Genomic DNA, 16178 nt, shown 5'->3' with positions numbered 1-16178 from the left:
CGCGATGGACCTCCACGAGCGCCTGCTGATCCAGGTCAGCGTCAGGGACGTCTACGACGCCACGACCCTGGCCGGACACCCCCGCTCCGGCCTGGTCTTCACCGGCCAGGCCGGCCACGACGCCATCCGCATGGTGCGCAGGGCAGGATACGACGGCCCGCTACTCGCCGACCGCCGCAGATACGCCGGCTCCGCCCGGGTGCGGGGCACGGCGCGACTCTCGGCGGACTGGATCGCCGACCAGGTGGAAGCGGGCGCCACGGCCCCTCTAACCGATTCCGGATATATCAGCAAAGGCGACCACAGAGCCCTGCACGCCATCCTCGACCAATCCCTCCACTGGGAGGGCGCCATCGCGGTGCTCCCCGTACACGCATGCTGGGTCACGAACGACCGCGCCACCCTGCTCCGCACGATCGCCGACTACGGATCACCGGTGGCACTGGTGATCGAGGACGGCCCCTCGCACCGCCCGCTCCCGTTCCCCCTGCTCTCGACCGGGATCGCCGCCCTGGGCGCGCTGGCGTACGGCGCGGACTGGGCCGCGATCGGCGTCCGCGAGGTCCTGCGCCACCTCTACCCAGAGCCGCACGAAGCTCAAGGCGGCTGGCGCCGAGGCGGCGCCCGCAGCGCCTTCGTCCCAGACCGGCTGGAATTCGTCCCGGTGGAACGCCTGGGAGACGGCACATGCCCCTGCTCCACCTGCCAAGGCCGCCCCCTCCGCCACCTCACCGAGTCCGATGAGCTCCACGTGAACACTCACAACGCCAAGGTGTTACACGCCCTCCACAACCGGTTGTTACGTTCCACCCACCGAGAACACTGGTGGCACTCCCTGACGGCCACCACCACCCAGCCCTTGACCGAGCCCTTGACCGAGCCCTTGACCGAGCACTGACGCTCCTACAACGCCCCACACCCACGAACCCAAGCCCATAACGCCACAGACGAGCAGCCCCACAAACCCCTCAGTACCGCCCACCACCCCCCGCCCGCACGCCAGCCACCGCCTCAGGTATCCCCTCCCACCTCGGACACCGCCACCCATCCCCTCGGACGCGCAACCCGTCCCCCTCGGACGCCACAACCCGCCCCTCGGACGCCGCAACCCGCCCCTCGGGCACCGGCTCCCGCTCGGGCACCGCTCACCGACGCCGCCCGCCATCCTCTCGGGCAGCCGCCCCCTCACGGCCTCGGGCACCGGCCTTGCACTTGGCCCTCTTCAGAAACCCCTGACGGCGGTGAGCCGCACCCGCATCGCGATGGGATAGTCCTGCTCGAAGTTCTCCAGCCCCCATCTCGCGATCCCATCCCGATATTTGCCTACATACCCAGGCACTCCGCCCGCCAGCAAATGCCCTTCGAGGATCTCCGCCTCCCCCTTGAAGACCACCACGTCCCCACCGGACTCATCGGTGTTGAAGTGCAGCGACACCTGCGGCCCGCGACGCAGATGGGCAAGACGGCGCGCGTTGGCCCGGTTGTAGATCAGCAGGCTGTCCCCGCCCTCCCAGAGGAACCACACCGGATTGGGCTGCGGCGTCCCATCGGGCCCGACCGTGGTCAACCAGATGACCCGCTCCTCCGCCAGCCGCTCACGCACGCGCTCACCGAACGCGCTGTCGGGAATCACTCCGGCCATCACCCCTCCGATCGCTCGCCGCCCCCCTTCCCTCCGCACCCACTCGAACACCCAGGAACCCCCGCGAACTCGCCCGCCCCCCACAGAACAGATCGGACGGCCACCCCACCGTCCACGGGACAACGCGCGCGGCCAACGAGACCACCCACACGACAGCGCCCGCAACCACCCCTTCGTCCACAGGACAACGTGCGCGGCCCACCACCATTCACAGGCCCACGTGCGCGGTCCGGCCGTCATCAACAGGACCACGCCCGCGACTACCCCGTCCTCCACAGAACCGCATTCGCCCTCGCGCGCATCAGCCGATCCAGAGCATCCTCATGTCCGCACCACACCGGACTGCCATCGCATCACGACCAAGGAGCCAGAGGATGCCCGGAGGCCCGCCCACACTCGGTTTCAGCCTGATCGTCTACGCCACGGTCGGCCTGGTGACCCTGATCACGCTCAAGCTGAGGAGGCGACGCAGGTGACCACCCAAGCCCGTCTCCCCACGGCACCCCCACCCGCCGTCCCGCCAAGCCCCCCGCACACTCACCCCAGCAGCTCACCCCGACCGCTACCGACCCCCACACGCACGAACGCCCCCACGCCCCCGCCCACAGCCCCACGCACGCCCACCCCGCCCCCAGCACCGACACCGGCACCGACACCGACACCGACACCGACACCGACACCGACACCGATGACAGAAACAACACCGCCGGGACCCACCACCGACGAACCCCTCACCATCACGGTCATCATCCCGGCCCACAACGAGGAACTCGGCCTCCCCGCCACCCTCCGCTCGATCAAGTCCCAATCCATCCCCCCAGACAAGATCATCGTCGTGGACGACGCCTCAACCGACCACACCAGCGACATAGCCGCCTCATACGGCGCGACAGTCCTCCGCCCACCCCGCAACCTCGGCAGCAAGGCCAAGGCGCAAAACCACGCCCTCCCCCACTGCGACACAGACCTGATCCTGGCCGTGGACGCCGACACAGTTCTGGCCCCCGACTACATCGAGCACCTCAGGCCCGCCTTCGACGACCCGTCCGTGCAGGTGGCGGCCGGCAACGTCCAGACCCGCTTCACCCGCACCCCCTGGGAACGCGGCAGATCCACCGAATACCTCTTCGGCTTCCACTGGCACCGCCCGATCCAGCAACTCGCGAACAGCCCCATGGTCTGCTCCGGCTGCTGCTCGATGTTCCGCCGTACGGCCCTGACGGAGTCCGGCGGCTTCCCGGAGCGCACGATCGTCGAGGACATGGACTTCACCTGGAGCCAGCAGGTGGCCGGCCGCCGCGCGGTCTACGTCTCCGACGCGGTGGCCTGGGCCGCCGACCCGGAAACCCTCACGTTCCTCCGCAAGCAGGTGTGGCGCTGGATGTCCGGCTTCATGCAGAACGTCCGCCTCCACCTGCCCCGCCTGCTCACCCGGAAGCCCATGCTCGCCACGTGGGTCATCATGGCCCTCCTGGAGATCCTGGTGGCCCCGCTGTGGTGGGTGACCCCGCTGCTCCTGACCACGACCTACGACGAGCCGATGCCCCGCACGGTGGCGTGGTGGGCAGGCGCGGAGCTGCTCCTGACCGTCCCCGCCCTCCTCTACGCGGCCAGGCGCCGCCGCCTCCCGGTGGGCCAGGTGCTGCTCAACCTCCCCTTCGTCTACCTGAACAAGGCGGTCAACCTCTACTACGCCTGGAAGGCCCTCCTGGTGGAGCTGATCCTCGTCCCCTTGCGCCTGTCAAAGGGCCTCGTCATCTACGAGAAGGGCCGTTAGCACCTCTGAGTAAGATCTCAATCACGGACAGTAGTCATAGGATGTGGTGCCGATCGAAGCGTTCATCCCATCCCGAAGGGACGTGCTCCGCCATGACCGCTCGCAGGACCACCGCCACCATCTCGTCGCTAGCCCTGGCCCTGACCGTCACCCTCGCCACCCCGGCCCTCGCGGCGCTGGGCACCTTCACCTACACCTATCCGACCCCGAACGGCACGAGCATCGCCGACCTGACCGATCCCCCCAGCAAAGCCTGCATCAACATTCCCGAAGTCGCCCGCATCGAGGACAGCGCCCACACCCCGATCAACCACACGAGCTCCACCGTCACGATGTTCACCGGCATCGACTGCACGGGCGACTACTACTCACTCCGCCCCGGCGGCCGGGCGAGCAGCCGCCTGCTGCTCAAGTCGGTCGTCTTCTCCTGACCCTCAACCCGCACGACCACCGAGGTGGGACACCGGCTCACCACACCCAACCCCCGAGCAGTGTCCCGCCCCGGCCCTTCCCCAGTGGAAGCCCCCCGACAGCGGACCCATAGCATGCCTCACACCATCGAAACACCACAGCACCGCCGGGCCCGAGCTCATCGCAACCAGCCCCGGCAAGACCAGCCGCCAGCCACCCGGCAAGACCGGCAGCTATCCACCCCGCAAGACCGGCAGCCAGCCACCCGGCAAACTGGCAGCCACCCATCCCGCAAGACCGGCAGCCACTCGCCGGAAATTGGCAGCCTCCCACCCTGGAAGATTGGCGAAAAGAGATGCCCGACCCCCGGTTGACCAGCGCTCGGCTCCTCTTCGTCCCGCTGTCGGTGACCGACGCCGAGGAGATGGTGCACGTCCTCAGCGCGAAGAGCCTCTATACCTTCATCGGCGGCGCCCCACCCACCCTGGACGAGTTACGCGACCGCTACACCCGCCAAGTCGTCGGGCGCTCCCCTGACGGAAGCCAGGAGTGGCGCAACTGGATCCTGCGCAAGAAGCCGGACTCCGAGGCGATCGGTTTCGTCCAGGCGACGATCACGGACGACGGCCGCCGTGCGGAGGTCGCCTGGGTGATCGGCAAGCAGTGGCAGGGCCAGGGCTACGCATCGGAAGCCGCCAAAACCCTGATCGCCTGGCTCCGCACCACCGGCGCCACGACGATCGAAGCCCACATCCACCCCGCCCACACCGCCTCCGCGAGGGTCGCCCGCAACGCCGGCCTCGAGCCCACCATCCAGTTCGACGACGGCGAGCAACTCTGGCAACTCGCCACCGAGGCACCCACCGACGCCCCCTGACGAACGCGCCCCGCCCGCCCGACTCGCTCCTGGCAGAGGCAGGCACCGCACCTGCCTTCCGGCCCCACCAACGCAAACGCCCCGATCCAGTCATCTGGATCGGGGCGGGATGTCCTGTGGAGCTATGGGGATTCGAACCCCAGACCTCCTCCATGCCATGGAGGCGCGCTACCAACTGCGCTATAGCCCCTGGTCACCGCTCCGAGTCCACCCGTTGCGGCGCTCCGAGAGCATATAGCCATCCGGCCTCATTCACCTAATCGCACTCCCCCGCCCCCGCCCCAGGCCGCCGAAGCCCCCAAGACGCAAGGCCCTCAGTAGCCAACGCCCCGCACCGTCGCAACGAGCCACGTCCCCACCTCAGGCTCACCAGCCACATGCCCGCACACGCAAGGAGCAGGGCCCGACCAGGCACATTCGACTCCCAGAACGCCCGGCCGGCACGACCGCCGTCCAACCCTCGGACCGCACCCCCGGCACCCACCACCCACAGGCAGGGCTCGCGAAACCTCGATCAGGCACCTGAAACGCGCTCGCCGAATGCCCACCCGGCACGGCCGTAGAGATCAGCCCTGAGGCCGCACGCCCGCCACCCACCACCTATGCGCAAGGCCCCCAAGCCCCGAACAGGCAACGTCCGCTCACCCAGCGCCCACCTGGCACGGCGGCAGCCCAGCCCTCGGACCGCACGTCCGTCATCCACCTCACGAGCGACGGCTCGAAGGCCAGGGGGCCGTCGATCCGTCGCAGTCGTACGCCCCCGACCCGTACGACCTCTTAAGCCTCAGCCTCGGGCTTGTCGTCGCTGTGGACCGGCTCCGGCAAGGTGCCGGCGTTGTGTTCGAGCAGCCGCCACCCCTTGCGCCCTTCCTGCAGCACCGACCAGGAGCAGTTGCCCAGCCCGCCCAGCGCCGGCCACAGCTGTTCGGGCAGCCCGAGCAGCTCGCAGATGCCGAGCCGCAGCGCCGCGCCGTGGGAGACGACGACCAGCAGCCCGTCGTCGTCGACCCGGGCCGCCCACCGGCGCATGGCGGTGGCGACCCTGGAGGCCACGTCGGTGACGGGCTCGCCGTCGGGTGCCTCCCATGCGGCGTACTCCTCGGGCCAGCGCGCGGCGATCTGGTCGCGGGTGAGCCCTTCCCATTGACCGCCGCCGCGTTCGCGGAAGTCCTTGTCGACGGCCACGTCGAGCCCGACCAGCCGGCCGAGGGCCAGGGCGGTGTCGTTGGCCCGCTGGAGGTCGGAGGAGACGATCATGGTGGGCCGCAGCGAGGCCAGCAGCGAGGCCGCCCTCGCGGCCTGGGCGACACCGGTCTCGTCGAGCGGGATGTCGGAGTGGCCTTGGAAGCGTTGTTCGACGTTCCACAGGGTCTGCCCGTGGCGCAGGCACACGATCCGCCGGCTCATGCGGCGGCCTCACGAGAATGCCTCAAGGCCGCGCGGACGCGCGTGAAGGTGGAGCTCACGCGCGGGCCCGCTGAAGGTTGGCCTGCATGACGCTCTCCGGCAGCGAGATGGCCGGGCAGTCCTTCCAGAGGCGTTCGAGCGCGTAGAACGTACGGTCTTCCTCGTGCTGGACGTGCACGACGATGTCGATGTAGTCGAGCAGCACCCAGCGGCCCTCGCGCTCGCCTTCTCGGCGTACGGGCTTGGCGTCGGCCTCGGTGCGCAGCCGCTCCTCGATCTCGTCGACGATGGCGCGTACCTGGCGGTCGTTGGTGGCGGAGCAGAGCAGGAAGGCGTCGGTGATGACGAGCTGTTCGCTCACGTCGTAGGCGAGGATGTCATCGGCCAGCTTGTCGGCCGCGGCTTCCGCGGCGATGCGCACGAGCTGGACGGATCTGTCAGATGCGGTCACGATGCGGGTCTGTCCTCCTGTGTCGGCAGCATGCCCTTATGTTGAGGGTACCCTTCCAGCCCGAAACCCCTCACCTGTGTATTCGCGGGCGCCTTCATCCGGCCGCGTGGTACAGCCCGCGCTTGTTGATGTACTGGACGATTCCGTCGGGCACGAGATACCAGATCGGCTCGCCCTTTGCCACGCGCTGACGGCACTCGGAGGAGGAAATGGCCAGGGCGGGGATTTCCAGCAGGGTCACGCGGCCTTCGGGCAGGCCGGGGTCGTGGAGGGTGTGCCCGGGTCGGGTGCAGCCGACGAAGTGGGCGAGCTCGAACAGCTCGTCGGCCTGCTGCCAGTCGAGGATGGCGCCGAGCGCGTCGGCGCCGGTGATGAAGAACAGCTGCGTCTCAGGCCCGTAAATATCCGAAATATCACGCAAAGTGTCGATCGTAAAGGTGGGCCCGGGACGGTCCACATCCACCCTGCTCACCGAGAACCTGGGATTCGACGCCGTCGCGATGACCGTCATCAGATAGCGGTCCTCGGCCGCGGACACCTCCCGCTCCGACTTCTGGTACGGCCGCCCCGTCGGGACGAAGACGACCTCGTCGAGCTGGAAGTGGTGGGCCACCTCGCTGGCGGCGACAAGGTGACCATGATGAATGGGGTCGAACGTCCCACCCATCACGCCCACTCGTCGCATCCCCTGCACACCAGGCGCATTCATCATGAAACGGACCTTACGCGGACGCTTCCCCCCAACATGATGGGACCCCCCTTCGTGATGACCGCGCATCACTTCCGTTGCGGACGTAGCATGCCGGGCATGACGACCACCCCGGACCGCAACCGCGTCCAACTGCCCGGCATCTCGTCCCGAGCCTACGAACACCCCGCAGACCGGTCCGCCCTGGTCGCTCTGCGTAAGCTCAGTGGGTTCGACACGGTTCTCAAGCAGATGTCCGGTCTCATCAGTGAGCGGCGGCTGCGCCTGATGTACCTGGCGTCGGCCGTACGCGTGAGCGAGACCCAGTTCCGCTCTCTCTACGACATGGGCCGCGACGCCGCCTACACCCTCGACCTGCACCGGATCCCCGAGATCTACGTCCAGCAGGACCCGCAGGTCCAGGCCAAGGCCATCGGCTTCGACGACCCGTTCATCGTCGTGACCACCGGCCTGCTCAACCTCATGAACGAGGAGGAGCAGCGCTTCGTCATCGGCCACGAGACCTCGCACATCCTGTCGGGGCACGCGGTCTACCGGACGATGCTCGACATCCTCACCCGCCTCGCCACCCGCGTCGCGTGGATCCCGCTCGGCTACATCGGCCTGCGGGCGATCGTCGCGGGCCTGGAGGAGTGGTACCGCAAGTCCGAGCTGTCCTCCGACCGCGGCGGCCTGCTCGTCGGGCAGAACCCCGAGGCGGCCAAGCGGGCGCTGATGAAGCTCGCCGGCGGCGACTACACCCACGAGATGAACATCGAGGCGTTCCTGGAGCAGTACCAGGAATACGACACCGCGGGCGACCTTCGCGACGGCTTCCTCAAGGTCCTCAACCTCCTCGGCACCACCCACCCGTTCGCGGTGGTGCGCGTGGCGGAGCTGGACAAGTGGCAGCGCAGCGGCGAGTACGAGCGGATCCTCGGCGGGGACTACCCCCGGAGGGAGGACGACCCCAACGCGAGAGTGACCGACGAGATCAAGGCGGCGGCCGAGTCCTACCGCACGTCCTGGCAGCAGTCCCAGGACCCGTTCATCGGCGTCCTGCGCGACGTGGCCGAGGGCGCGGTCAACGCGGGCGAGCGCATCTTCAACCGCTTCTCCCGCCGCGACGGCGGCCAGGGCTGAGCCCCGCGACCGATCGACGTGATCAGCCGCGCCGGCCCGCCGTGATCCGGCGGCGGGCCGCACACGCTCACCCACCGCAAAACGGCACGCGCTCCCCCCGAACCACCCAAACTCAGCACGAACCGCCCAAGCCCAGAACAAGGCCGCACAGGCCCAGAGCAAGGCCGCACAAGGTTCAAGCAGCAGAGCACCACACCCGCTCAGCTCAGGAGCGCGCCGCACCCGCTCACAGCAGAAGGGCAATCGCGCGCACCGCACCTGCTCACAGGAGAAGGGCGATCGCGCGCACCGCAGCCGCGCACAGGGCGACGAACCCGCCCAGCACGGCCAGCGCGCGCAGCCCTTCTCTCCGCAGATCGGGCAGCCGATGCCCGATCCGCTCGATCTCCCGCCCGGTGATACCACCGCACAACATCCCGAACACGACTCCGGCCACCGTCACAGGCGCGGCCTGCTGCCACCAGTCGGAGTCGATCTCACCGCCTCCGGTGGCCCAGAGCGCTCCACCCGACGCCACGGCGACGGGCACGCCCGGCCACACGACGGCGGTCAGCGCCGCCCCGGCCAGCGCCACGGGGAAGAGCAGCACCCGCAGCGTCACCCGTGAGCGCCGCGTGCTGCGGTTCCTGACCATCCAGTGGCTCATCCAGATCGTCCTGGTCAGCACCACGAACGCGGTCGTGATCCCGATCGAGGCGATGGGCAGGATGACGGAGGCCACCACGCACGGCACGGCCAGCACGGCGAGCATCAGCAGCGCGCCGTTGCCCGCGGGCAGGGTGGTGGCCGACGCGCCCTTCGCCCGGGCCGTCTCGCCCTTGGCCCGGGCCGCCGTCCGGCTCCTGACGGCCGCCGCCGTGCGCTGACGCGGCGTGGCCGGCTTGGGCCGCGGCCCGGTGGTCTTGCCGTCCACGCTCGTCCGCCCGGGCTTTCCGTCCGTGCTCGTCCGCCCGGGCTTTCCGTCCGTACCGGTCCGTCCGGGCTTGCCGTCGGTGCTGGTACGGCCGCGCGGCGCGGGCACCTTCCCCTCGGCCCGGCTGCGCGCCACCGCCGCCGCGCCCTTGCCGTCGGGCACGGGCCTGCTCCCGGTGCGCCCGCGCGGCGGCGGTACCTTGCCCTCGGCGGGCACCGCGTTGGGCCTGCTGCGTGCCTTGGCCTCGCCACGCGCCTTGGCGGCCTCGGCCCGCGCCGCGGCGTCGTCGGCGGGACGGCCGCGCGCGGCCGTGCCCTTGCCGCTCTCCTCGGCCACGTCGCCGGCCCGCCCGCCGGTGGGCGCGGGTTCGGTGTCGGTGGCTCCGTTGGTGGCCTTGGCCAGCCGGGAGAGCCGGTCGGCCAGCAGCGCCGCGGTGGGTCGCTTGCCGGGCTCCCTGTTGAGCGCGGCGCGCACCAGGGGCAGCAGCTCGACGGGCACGCCCTTGAGGTCGGCCTGGCCGTTCAGCACGGCGTACATCTGCGCCTCGGCCGTGCCCCGCCCGAACGTGGGCCGTCCTGTGGCCGCGAACGCCACCGTGGCGGCCCAGGCGTGCACGTCGGCTGGCGAGTCGACCTGCTCGTCGGCGAAGATTTCGGGCGCCGTGTAGCCGGGCGTGCCGAGGAACGTGCCGGTCATGGTCAGCCGGGTCGCGTCGAGCACCTGGGCGATGCCGAAGTCGATCAGCACGGGGCCACGGTCGGCCATGATGATGTTGCCGGGCTTGAGGTCGCGGTGCACCACCCCGGCCGCGTGGATGATCGCGAGCGCGGCGGCGATGCCCTGGGCCATGTCGACGAGCTGGGCCACATCGAGGGGCCCGCTCTGGCGCACGCGGTCGAGCAGCGTGGCGCCCTCGATGTGCTCCATGACGAGGTACGGCCGGGCGCAGCTCAGGTCGGCGTCGAGCACCCTGGCGACGTACGGGCTCTCGACCCTGCGCAGCGCGCGTACCTCGCGCTCCAGCCTGATGCGCGAGGTCTCGTCCTCGGCCAGGTCGTGCAGGACCTTGAGCGCGACGCGCTCGTTGCGGCGGGTGGTGGCGAGGTAGACCTCGCCCATGCCGCCCCGGCCGAGCCGCTCGACCAAGGTGTACGGCCCGACCTTGCCGAGCTTGCTCACCGTCCCTCCCCGCCCGGCGCGCCCATAAGGGACACAACCCTAGCGCCGGTACGCGAGTTGCCGCGTGAGGCACGCCGAAGGATTATCGGCGTGTGTGATCGGTGAGCATGCTGTCGAGCCGGACCGTGGGCTCGTCCGACAGCTGCCGGCGTCCTTTCCTGCGCCAGTTGACGTGGCCGCGGCTCTCCAGCCAGAGCAGCAGCCGGTCGGCGCCGAACAGCACCGCGGCCGAGAAGACCAGGGCGACGACAATTTCCATGCCCCCCAGTCAATCCAGGGCACCCCGCTCGGGTCAGGCCGACACGCCGGTCAACCGCACACCACCGTGCCTTCTGACGTGCGCAAATGCCCCTCACCGGTATAGACCCACTTGGTGGAGGTGAGCTCGGGCAGCCCCATCGGGCCGCGCGCGTGCAGCTTTTGAGTGGAGATGCCGATCTCCGCCCCGAACCCGAACTCCCCGCCGTCGGTGAACCGCGTCGAGGCGTTGACGGCCACGGCGGCGGAGTCGACGAGCGACACGAACCGGCGGGCGGCGCCCTGCGAGCGGGTGACGATGGCGTCGGTGTGGCCGGAGCCGTAGCGCCTGATGTGCGCCACCGCCTCCTCCAGCGAGCCGACGACGGCGGCGGCGATGTCGAGCGAGAGGTATTCGGCGTAGAAGTCCTCTTCGGTGACGGGGACGACGTCGGGGCCGTAGCCGGCGATCCGCTCGTCGCCGTGGACGGTCACCCCGGCCTCGCGCAGCGCCGCCAGCGCCTTGGGCACGAACGCGTCGGCGACGTCGGCGTGCACCAGGAACGTCTCGGCGGCGTTGCACACCGACGGCCGCTGCGCCTTGGCGTTGACCAGGATCTGCACGGCCAGCTCGACGTCGGCCGCGGCGTCGACGTAGACGTGGCAGTTTCCCACGCCGGTCTCGATGACCGGCACCGTGGACTCCTCGACCACGGAGTTGATCAGGGACGCGCCGCCACGCGGGATCAGCACGTCGACCAGCCCGCGGGCGCGCATGAGCTCCTTGACGGAGTCGCGGCTCTGGCCGGGCACGAGCTGGACGGCCCCGGAGGGCACCTCTGTGGCCGCCAGCGCGTCCTGCATGATCTTCACCAGCGCGGTGTTGGAGGAGTAGGCGCTGGACGAGCCGCGCAGCAGCACCGCGTTGCCGCTCTTGAGGCAGAGCGCGGCGGCGTCGACGGTGACGTTGGGGCGGCCCTCGTAGATGATGCCGATCACGCCCAGGGGCACCCTGAGCTGGCGCAGCTCCAGCCCGTTGGGCAGCGTGGAGCCCCGGACGACCTCGCCGACCGGGTCGGGCAGGTCGGCGACCTGGCGGACGGCCTCGGCGATGGCGCCGATCCTGGCCTCGTCGAGCCGCAGCCGGTCGATCATCGCCTCTGAGGTGCCCTGGGCCCTGGCCCGCTCGACGTCGTCGGCGTTGGCGGCGACGATCTCGGCGGCGTGCGCCACCAGGGCGTCGGCGATGGTGCGCAGCGCCCGGTCCTTGGGCGCCCGCGGCAGCGGGGCCAGCTCGGCGGCGGCCTCTCGTGCCGCACAGGCGACCTTCAGGAACTCTTCGGACATCACGCGCTCCTCTGGGGGGCCGGTCTAGTTGTGGGATTCCAGTATGACGATGTCGTCGCGGTGGATCAGCTCGCGTTCATATTCCGGACCGAGCGTGCTGGCCAGCTCTTTGGTGGAGCGCCCGAGCAGCCCGGGGATCTCCGTGGCGTCGAAGTTGACCAGGCCGCGCGCCACCACGACGCCCTGGGGCCCGCACAGGTCCACCGGGTCGCCGGCCGCGAAGTCGCCCTCCACCGCCGTCACCCCGGCCGGCAGCAGCGACTTGCGGCGCCCCACGATGGCCTCCACGGCCCCCTGGTCGAGGTGGAGCAGGCCGCGCCCGGTGGTGGCGTGCGCGAGCCACAGCAGGCGCGTGCCGGGATGGCGGCCCCCCGGGTGGAAGTAGGTGCCGACGTCGGCTCCGGCGAGCGCCTGGGCGGCGTGAGCGGCCGCGGTGAGCACCACGGGCACGCCCGCCCCGGTGGCGATCCTGGCCGCCTGCACCTTGGTGATCATGCCGCCGGTGCCGACGGCCGCGCCGTTCTTGCCCAGCTCGACCCCGACCAGGTCTTCGGGGCCGCGAATCTCGGCCAGCCGCTTGGAGCCGGCGCGGCTGGGCGGCCCGTCGTAGAGCGCGTCGACGTCGGACAGCAGCACCAGCGCGTCGGCGTGGATGAGGTGGGTGACCAGCGCCGCCAGGCGGTCGTTGTCGCCGAAGCGGATCTCGTCGGTGGCCACCGTGTCGTTCTCGTTGACGATGGGCACGATGCCCAGCTCCAGCAGCCTAGCCAGGGTGCGCTGGGCGTTGGCGTGGTGGGCGCGCCGCATCATGTCGTCGGCGGTCAGCAGCACCTGCCCCACGCGCAGCGAGTAGCGGGCGAAGGAGGAGGTGTAGCGGGCCACGAGCACGCCCTGCCCGACGGAGGCGGCGGCCTGCTGGGTGGCCAGGTCGCGCGGCCGCGCGCTCAGCCCGAGCGGGCCGAGGCCCGCCGCGATCGCCCCCGAGGACACCAGCACGATCTGCGTGCCGGTGCGGCGGCGCGCCGCCAGCACGTCGACCAGCGCGTCGACCCGGTCGACGTCGATCATGCCCTGGGGGGTGGTCAGCGAGGAGGAGCCGACCTTGACGACGACCTTCGACGCTGAGCTGATCCGTTGCCGCACGTAACGCAGCCTATCGGCTCGCCGAAGGGCCGACGCTACCGAATTACCCCGATAGCTGCATTGACCGCATTACTTCATCGAATGTAATTTTTCACTCATGGAAGATCGAATCTGTGTCGTCACCGGCGCCGCCTCCGGCATCGGCGCCGCCACCGCCGGCCACCTCGAACGGTCGGGCGCGAAAGTGATCCGCTGCGACGTGCGCGACGCCGACGTCCTGGCCGACCTGACCACCCAGGAGGGCCGCGCCGCCCTCGTGGCGGGGGTGACGGCGGCCTCGGGCGGCCGGATCGACGGCCTGGTCGCCGTCGCCGGGATCGCCCTGCCGTCCGAGCTGACCGTGCGGCTCAACTTCTTCGGCACCATCGCCACCCTGGAGGGCCTGCGGCCGCTCCTGTCCGCGTCCCCGCAGCCCAGGGCGGTCGCCGTCTCGTCGCTGAGCGCCATCGTGGCCGCCGACGAGGGCCTGGCGCGATCCTGCCTCACCATGGACGAGGACGCCGCCGCCGCGGCCGCCCGTGCACTTGTCGAGTCGGGGCAGGGCCGGGCCATCTATCCGTCCAGCAAGCTCGCGCTTAACCGCTGGCTCCGCCGCACCGCCCTGTCCTGGGCGCAGGACGGCATCCCGCTCAACGCGGTCGCGCCCGGCGTGGTGGACACGGAGACGGCCCGCACGACGTTCCTCGACGACCCGCGCACCCGCGCGCTCGTGGCCGCCGCCATGCCACAGCCCCTGGGCTTCCCCGGCCCGGTCGAGGCGATCGCGTCGCTGCTCGCCTGGACGGTCAGCGCCGGCAACGCGTTCATGACCGGCCAGATCCTGTACGCGGACGGCGGCGCGGAGGCCACCCTCCGCGCCGGAAGCACCCGCTAGCCGAGGCGCGCGTCGGTGCCGCGCGGCCCCTGCCGGGCCGACTCCGCGCTCAGCGTCGGCTGCCAGTCGAAGACGTAGCCGCCCTCCATGGGCCCGATGACCACCTCGGCGCCGGCCTTGGCACCCGCCTTGGCCAGCTCCTCCTCGACCCCCAGCCGCTCCAGCCGGTCGGCCAGGTAGCCGACGGCCTCGTCGTTGCTGAAGTCGGTCTGCCTGATCCACCGCTCCGGCTTCTCGCCGGTGATCTGGAACAGGTTGTCGTTGACCCGCCGCACCTTGAACCCGGCGTCGCCGAGCTGCTTGGGCCGGATCACCAGCCGCGTCGGCTCCTCGACGGGCTTGTTGGCCCTGGCCGCCGCGACCCACTCGCCCATCGCGTACGTCAGCTCCCGCAGCCCGTCGTGCGTGGCGGCGGAGATCGTGAACACCTGCAGCCCCTTGGCCTCGAACTCGGGCCTGACCAGCTCGGCCAGCTCCCGCGCGTCGGGCACGTCGGCCTTGTTCAGCACGACCATGCGCGGCCGGTCCTCGAGCTTCCCGTACGCCCGCAGCTCCGCCTCGATCACCTCGTAGTCGGTGACCGGGTCGCGCCCCGGCTCCATGGTGGCGCAGTCGATGACGTGCACCAGCATGTCGCACCGCTCGACGTGCCGCAGGAACTCGTGCCCGAGCCCCTTGCCCTGCGACGCCCCAGGGATCAGCCCCGGCACGTCGGCGACGGTGAACACGTTCTCGCCGGCGGTGACCACGCCCAGGTTGGGGATCAGGGTGGTGAACGGGTAGTCGGCGATCTTCGGCTTGGCCGCGCTCAGCGCCGCGATCAGCGAGCTCTTGCCGGCGCTCGGGAACCCGACCAGCGCCACGTCCGCGACGCTCTTCAGCTCCAGCATCACGTCGAGGGCGTCGCCCGGCTCGCCGAGCAGCGCGAAGCCGGGCGCCTTGCGCTTGGTCGTGGCCAGCGCCGCGTTGCCGAGCCCGCCGTGCCCGCCCTGGGCGATCACGTAGCGCGTGCCGGCGCCGACGAGGTCGACCAGCACCTCGCCGGTGGCCGCGTCCTTGACGACGGTGCCGTTGGGCACGGGCAGGATCACGTCCTCGCCGTTGGCGCCGTCGCGGTTGGAGCCCTGGCCCTGCTTGCCGTTCTCCGCCTTGCGGTGCGGGCGTCGGTGGTAGTCGAGCAGGGTGGCCGTGTTGGGGTCGACCTCCAGGATCACGTCGCCGCCGCGCCCGCCGTTGCCGCCGTCGGGGCCGCCGAGCGGCTTGAACTTCTCCCGGTGGATGGAGGCGCAGCCGTTCCCCCCGTCACCGGCCCTGATGTGCAGGACCACCTGGTCCACGAAGTCCGGCATCGCCGCATTCCTCCATACAAAATCTTAAGAAAACGCCAAGGGGTGGATCGACATCCGATCGAGTCGATCCACCCCTGAAAAGCAACAAACCCGAAGGCCGGGAAGCGGGAAACCCTACTCCGCGACGGGAACGATGCTCACGGCCCTACGGCCGCGCTTGACACCGAACTGCACGTGACCGGCGGCCAGCGCGAACAGCGTGTCATCGCCACCACGGCCGACGTTGTCGCCGGGGTGGAAGTGGGTGCCGCGCTGGCGGACGATGATCTCGCCCGCGTTGACCAGCTGGCCACCGAAGCGCTTGACGCCCAGACGCTGAGCGTTGGAGTCACGACCGTTCCGGGTGGACGACGCGCCCTTCTTGTGTGCCATCTCTCAAACTCCCGTTCAGGCCTGCTCGATACCGGTGATCTTCACCTGGGTGTACCGCTGGCGGTGACCCTGGCGCTTCTTGTAACCGGTCTTGTTCTTGTACTTGAGGATGCGGATCTTCGGGCCCTTGGTCTCACCGAGGATCTCGGCGTTGACCGTGAACTTGCCCGCCTCCGTGGTCACATCGCCGTCGTTGACGACGAGCACCGTCGGCAGCGAAACCGAAGAGCCGACCTCGCCGGCGACCTTGTCCACCTCGAGGACGTCACCGACGGAGACCTTCTGCTGCCTGCCGCCGCAACGAACGATCGCGTACACCGCGGAACCCTTCTACTGACTCACTGTTGGTTTCGTTTCGACCCTCGGCC

Annotated in this window: 17 protein-coding genes and 1 tRNA gene; 6 read left to right on the top strand and 12 right to left on the bottom strand. The window is 70.3% G+C overall.

The window, feature by feature from the left end:
• The first annotated feature begins 4 nt into the window (after nt 1-4).
• Nucleotides 5-898, top strand: a complete 894-nt coding sequence (locus HCN51_RS48320) for a hypothetical protein (protein WP_168018888.1) — start codon at nt 5-7, stop codon at nt 896-898.
• A 324-nt stretch (nt 899-1222) separates the two neighbouring features.
• Here the strand turns inward: HCN51_RS48320 and HCN51_RS48315 are convergent, their stop codons facing one another.
• Nucleotides 1223-1642 carry a TIGR03667 family PPOX class F420-dependent oxidoreductase gene (locus HCN51_RS48315; RefSeq protein WP_168018886.1) on the bottom strand — a complete coding sequence of 140 codons (420 nt, stop codon included), beginning with the start codon at nt 1640-1642 and terminating at the stop codon, nt 1223-1225.
• Between the two features lie 688 nt (nt 1643-2330).
• Here HCN51_RS48315 and HCN51_RS48310 point away from each other — a divergent pair.
• The 3 genes from HCN51_RS48310 to HCN51_RS48300 all read left to right on the top strand — a co-directional run bounded on the left by HCN51_RS48310 (nt 2331) and on the right by HCN51_RS48300 (nt 4707).
• A complete protein-coding gene (locus HCN51_RS48310; RefSeq protein WP_168018853.1) occupies nt 2331-3419 on the top strand; it encodes a glycosyltransferase family 2 protein in 1089 nt (362 codons plus the stop codon).
• A gap of 92 nt (nt 3420-3511) precedes the next feature.
• Nucleotides 3512-3850 carry a hypothetical protein gene (locus HCN51_RS48305; RefSeq protein ID WP_168018851.1) on the top strand — a complete coding sequence of 113 codons (339 nt, stop codon included), beginning with the start codon at nt 3512-3514 and terminating at the stop codon, nt 3848-3850.
• Between the two features lie 335 nt (nt 3851-4185).
• The gene (locus tag HCN51_RS48300; protein ID WP_168018849.1) at nt 4186-4707 is read left to right on the top strand and encodes a GNAT family N-acetyltransferase; all 522 of its coding nucleotides are present in this window, start codon (nt 4186-4188) and stop codon (nt 4705-4707) included.
• 117 nt (nt 4708-4824) lie between these two features.
• Here the strand turns inward: HCN51_RS48300 and HCN51_RS48295 are convergent.
• The 4 genes from HCN51_RS48295 to nadD all read right to left on the bottom strand — a co-directional run bounded on the left by HCN51_RS48295 (nt 4825) and on the right by nadD (nt 7277).
• Nucleotides 4825-4897 (bottom strand) — tRNA-Ala (locus HCN51_RS48295).
• A 587-nt stretch (nt 4898-5484) separates the two neighbouring features.
• Nucleotides 5485-6114, bottom strand: coding sequence for a histidine phosphatase family protein (locus tag HCN51_RS48290; protein ID WP_080046169.1), 630 nt, complete (start codon nt 6112-6114; stop codon nt 5485-5487).
• A 55-nt stretch (nt 6115-6169) separates the two neighbouring features.
• Nucleotides 6170-6565, bottom strand: coding sequence for a ribosome silencing factor (gene rsfS, locus HCN51_RS48285; RefSeq protein WP_080046168.1), 396 nt, complete (start codon nt 6563-6565; stop codon nt 6170-6172).
• A gap of 94 nt (nt 6566-6659) precedes the next feature.
• The gene (gene nadD, locus HCN51_RS48280; RefSeq protein WP_080046167.1) at nt 6660-7277 is read right to left on the bottom strand and encodes a nicotinate-nucleotide adenylyltransferase; all 618 of its coding nucleotides are present in this window, start codon (nt 7275-7277) and stop codon (nt 6660-6662) included.
• Between the two features lie 87 nt (nt 7278-7364).
• Here nadD and HCN51_RS48275 point away from each other — a divergent pair, with 87 nt between their 5' ends.
• Nucleotides 7365-8396: a M48 family metallopeptidase gene (locus HCN51_RS48275; protein ID WP_418113869.1), complete on the top strand. Its 1032-nt coding sequence runs from the start codon at nt 7365-7367 to the stop codon at nt 8394-8396.
• 262 nt (nt 8397-8658) lie between these two features.
• On the opposite strand, the gene HCN51_RS48270 is transcribed toward HCN51_RS48275, so the two are convergent.
• The 4 genes from HCN51_RS48270 to proB all read right to left on the bottom strand — a co-directional run bounded on the left by HCN51_RS48270 (nt 8659) and on the right by proB (nt 13215).
• The gene (locus HCN51_RS48270) at nt 8659-10488 is read right to left on the bottom strand and encodes a protein kinase domain-containing protein (RefSeq protein ID WP_168018847.1); all 1830 of its coding nucleotides are present in this window, start codon (nt 10486-10488) and stop codon (nt 8659-8661) included.
• Between the two features lie 82 nt (nt 10489-10570).
• Nucleotides 10571-10747, bottom strand: a complete 177-nt coding sequence (locus HCN51_RS48265; protein ID WP_168018839.1) for a hypothetical protein — start codon at nt 10745-10747, stop codon at nt 10571-10573.
• Nucleotides 10748-10797: 50 nt separating this feature from the next.
• Nucleotides 10798-12072 (bottom strand): glutamate-5-semialdehyde dehydrogenase, encoded by a 1275-nt coding sequence (locus HCN51_RS48260; RefSeq protein WP_168018837.1) that lies wholly within the window; start codon nt 12070-12072, stop codon nt 10798-10800.
• A gap of 24 nt (nt 12073-12096) precedes the next feature.
• The gene (gene proB / locus HCN51_RS48255) at nt 12097-13215 is read right to left on the bottom strand and encodes a glutamate 5-kinase (protein ID WP_346434063.1); all 1119 of its coding nucleotides are present in this window, start codon (nt 13213-13215) and stop codon (nt 12097-12099) included.
• Between the two features lie 97 nt (nt 13216-13312).
• On the opposite strand from proB, the gene HCN51_RS48250 reads away from it, so the two are divergent.
• Nucleotides 13313-14089: an SDR family oxidoreductase gene (locus tag HCN51_RS48250; RefSeq protein WP_168018835.1), complete on the top strand. Its 777-nt coding sequence runs from the start codon at nt 13313-13315 to the stop codon at nt 14087-14089.
• Here the strand turns inward: HCN51_RS48250 and obgE are convergent.
• The 3 genes from obgE to rplU form a co-directional block, all read right to left on the bottom strand.
• Nucleotides 14086-15438, bottom strand: a complete 1353-nt coding sequence (gene obgE / locus HCN51_RS48245) for a GTPase ObgE (RefSeq protein ID WP_168018833.1) — start codon at nt 15436-15438, stop codon at nt 14086-14088. The two genes, HCN51_RS48250 and obgE, sit on opposite strands and share 4 nt — an antisense overlap.
• A 114-nt stretch (nt 15439-15552) precedes the next feature.
• Entirely contained in the window at nt 15553-15810 is a 258-nt protein-coding gene (gene rpmA, locus HCN51_RS48240) for a 50S ribosomal protein L27 (RefSeq protein WP_012893687.1), read from the bottom strand.
• Between the two features lie 15 nt (nt 15811-15825).
• Nucleotides 15826-16128 carry a 50S ribosomal protein L21 gene (gene rplU, locus HCN51_RS48235; protein ID WP_080046162.1) on the bottom strand — a complete coding sequence of 101 codons (303 nt, stop codon included), beginning with the start codon at nt 16126-16128 and terminating at the stop codon, nt 15826-15828.
• Nucleotides 16129-16178: the final 50 nt, after the last annotated feature.

This window comes from Nonomuraea composti (assembly GCF_012034275.1).
GTDB lineage: Bacteria > Actinomycetota > Actinomycetes > Streptosporangiales > Streptosporangiaceae > Nonomuraea > Nonomuraea composti.
The sequence above is the reverse complement of the archived record's forward strand: the minus strand, read 5'-3'. Positions and strand labels throughout refer to the sequence as shown.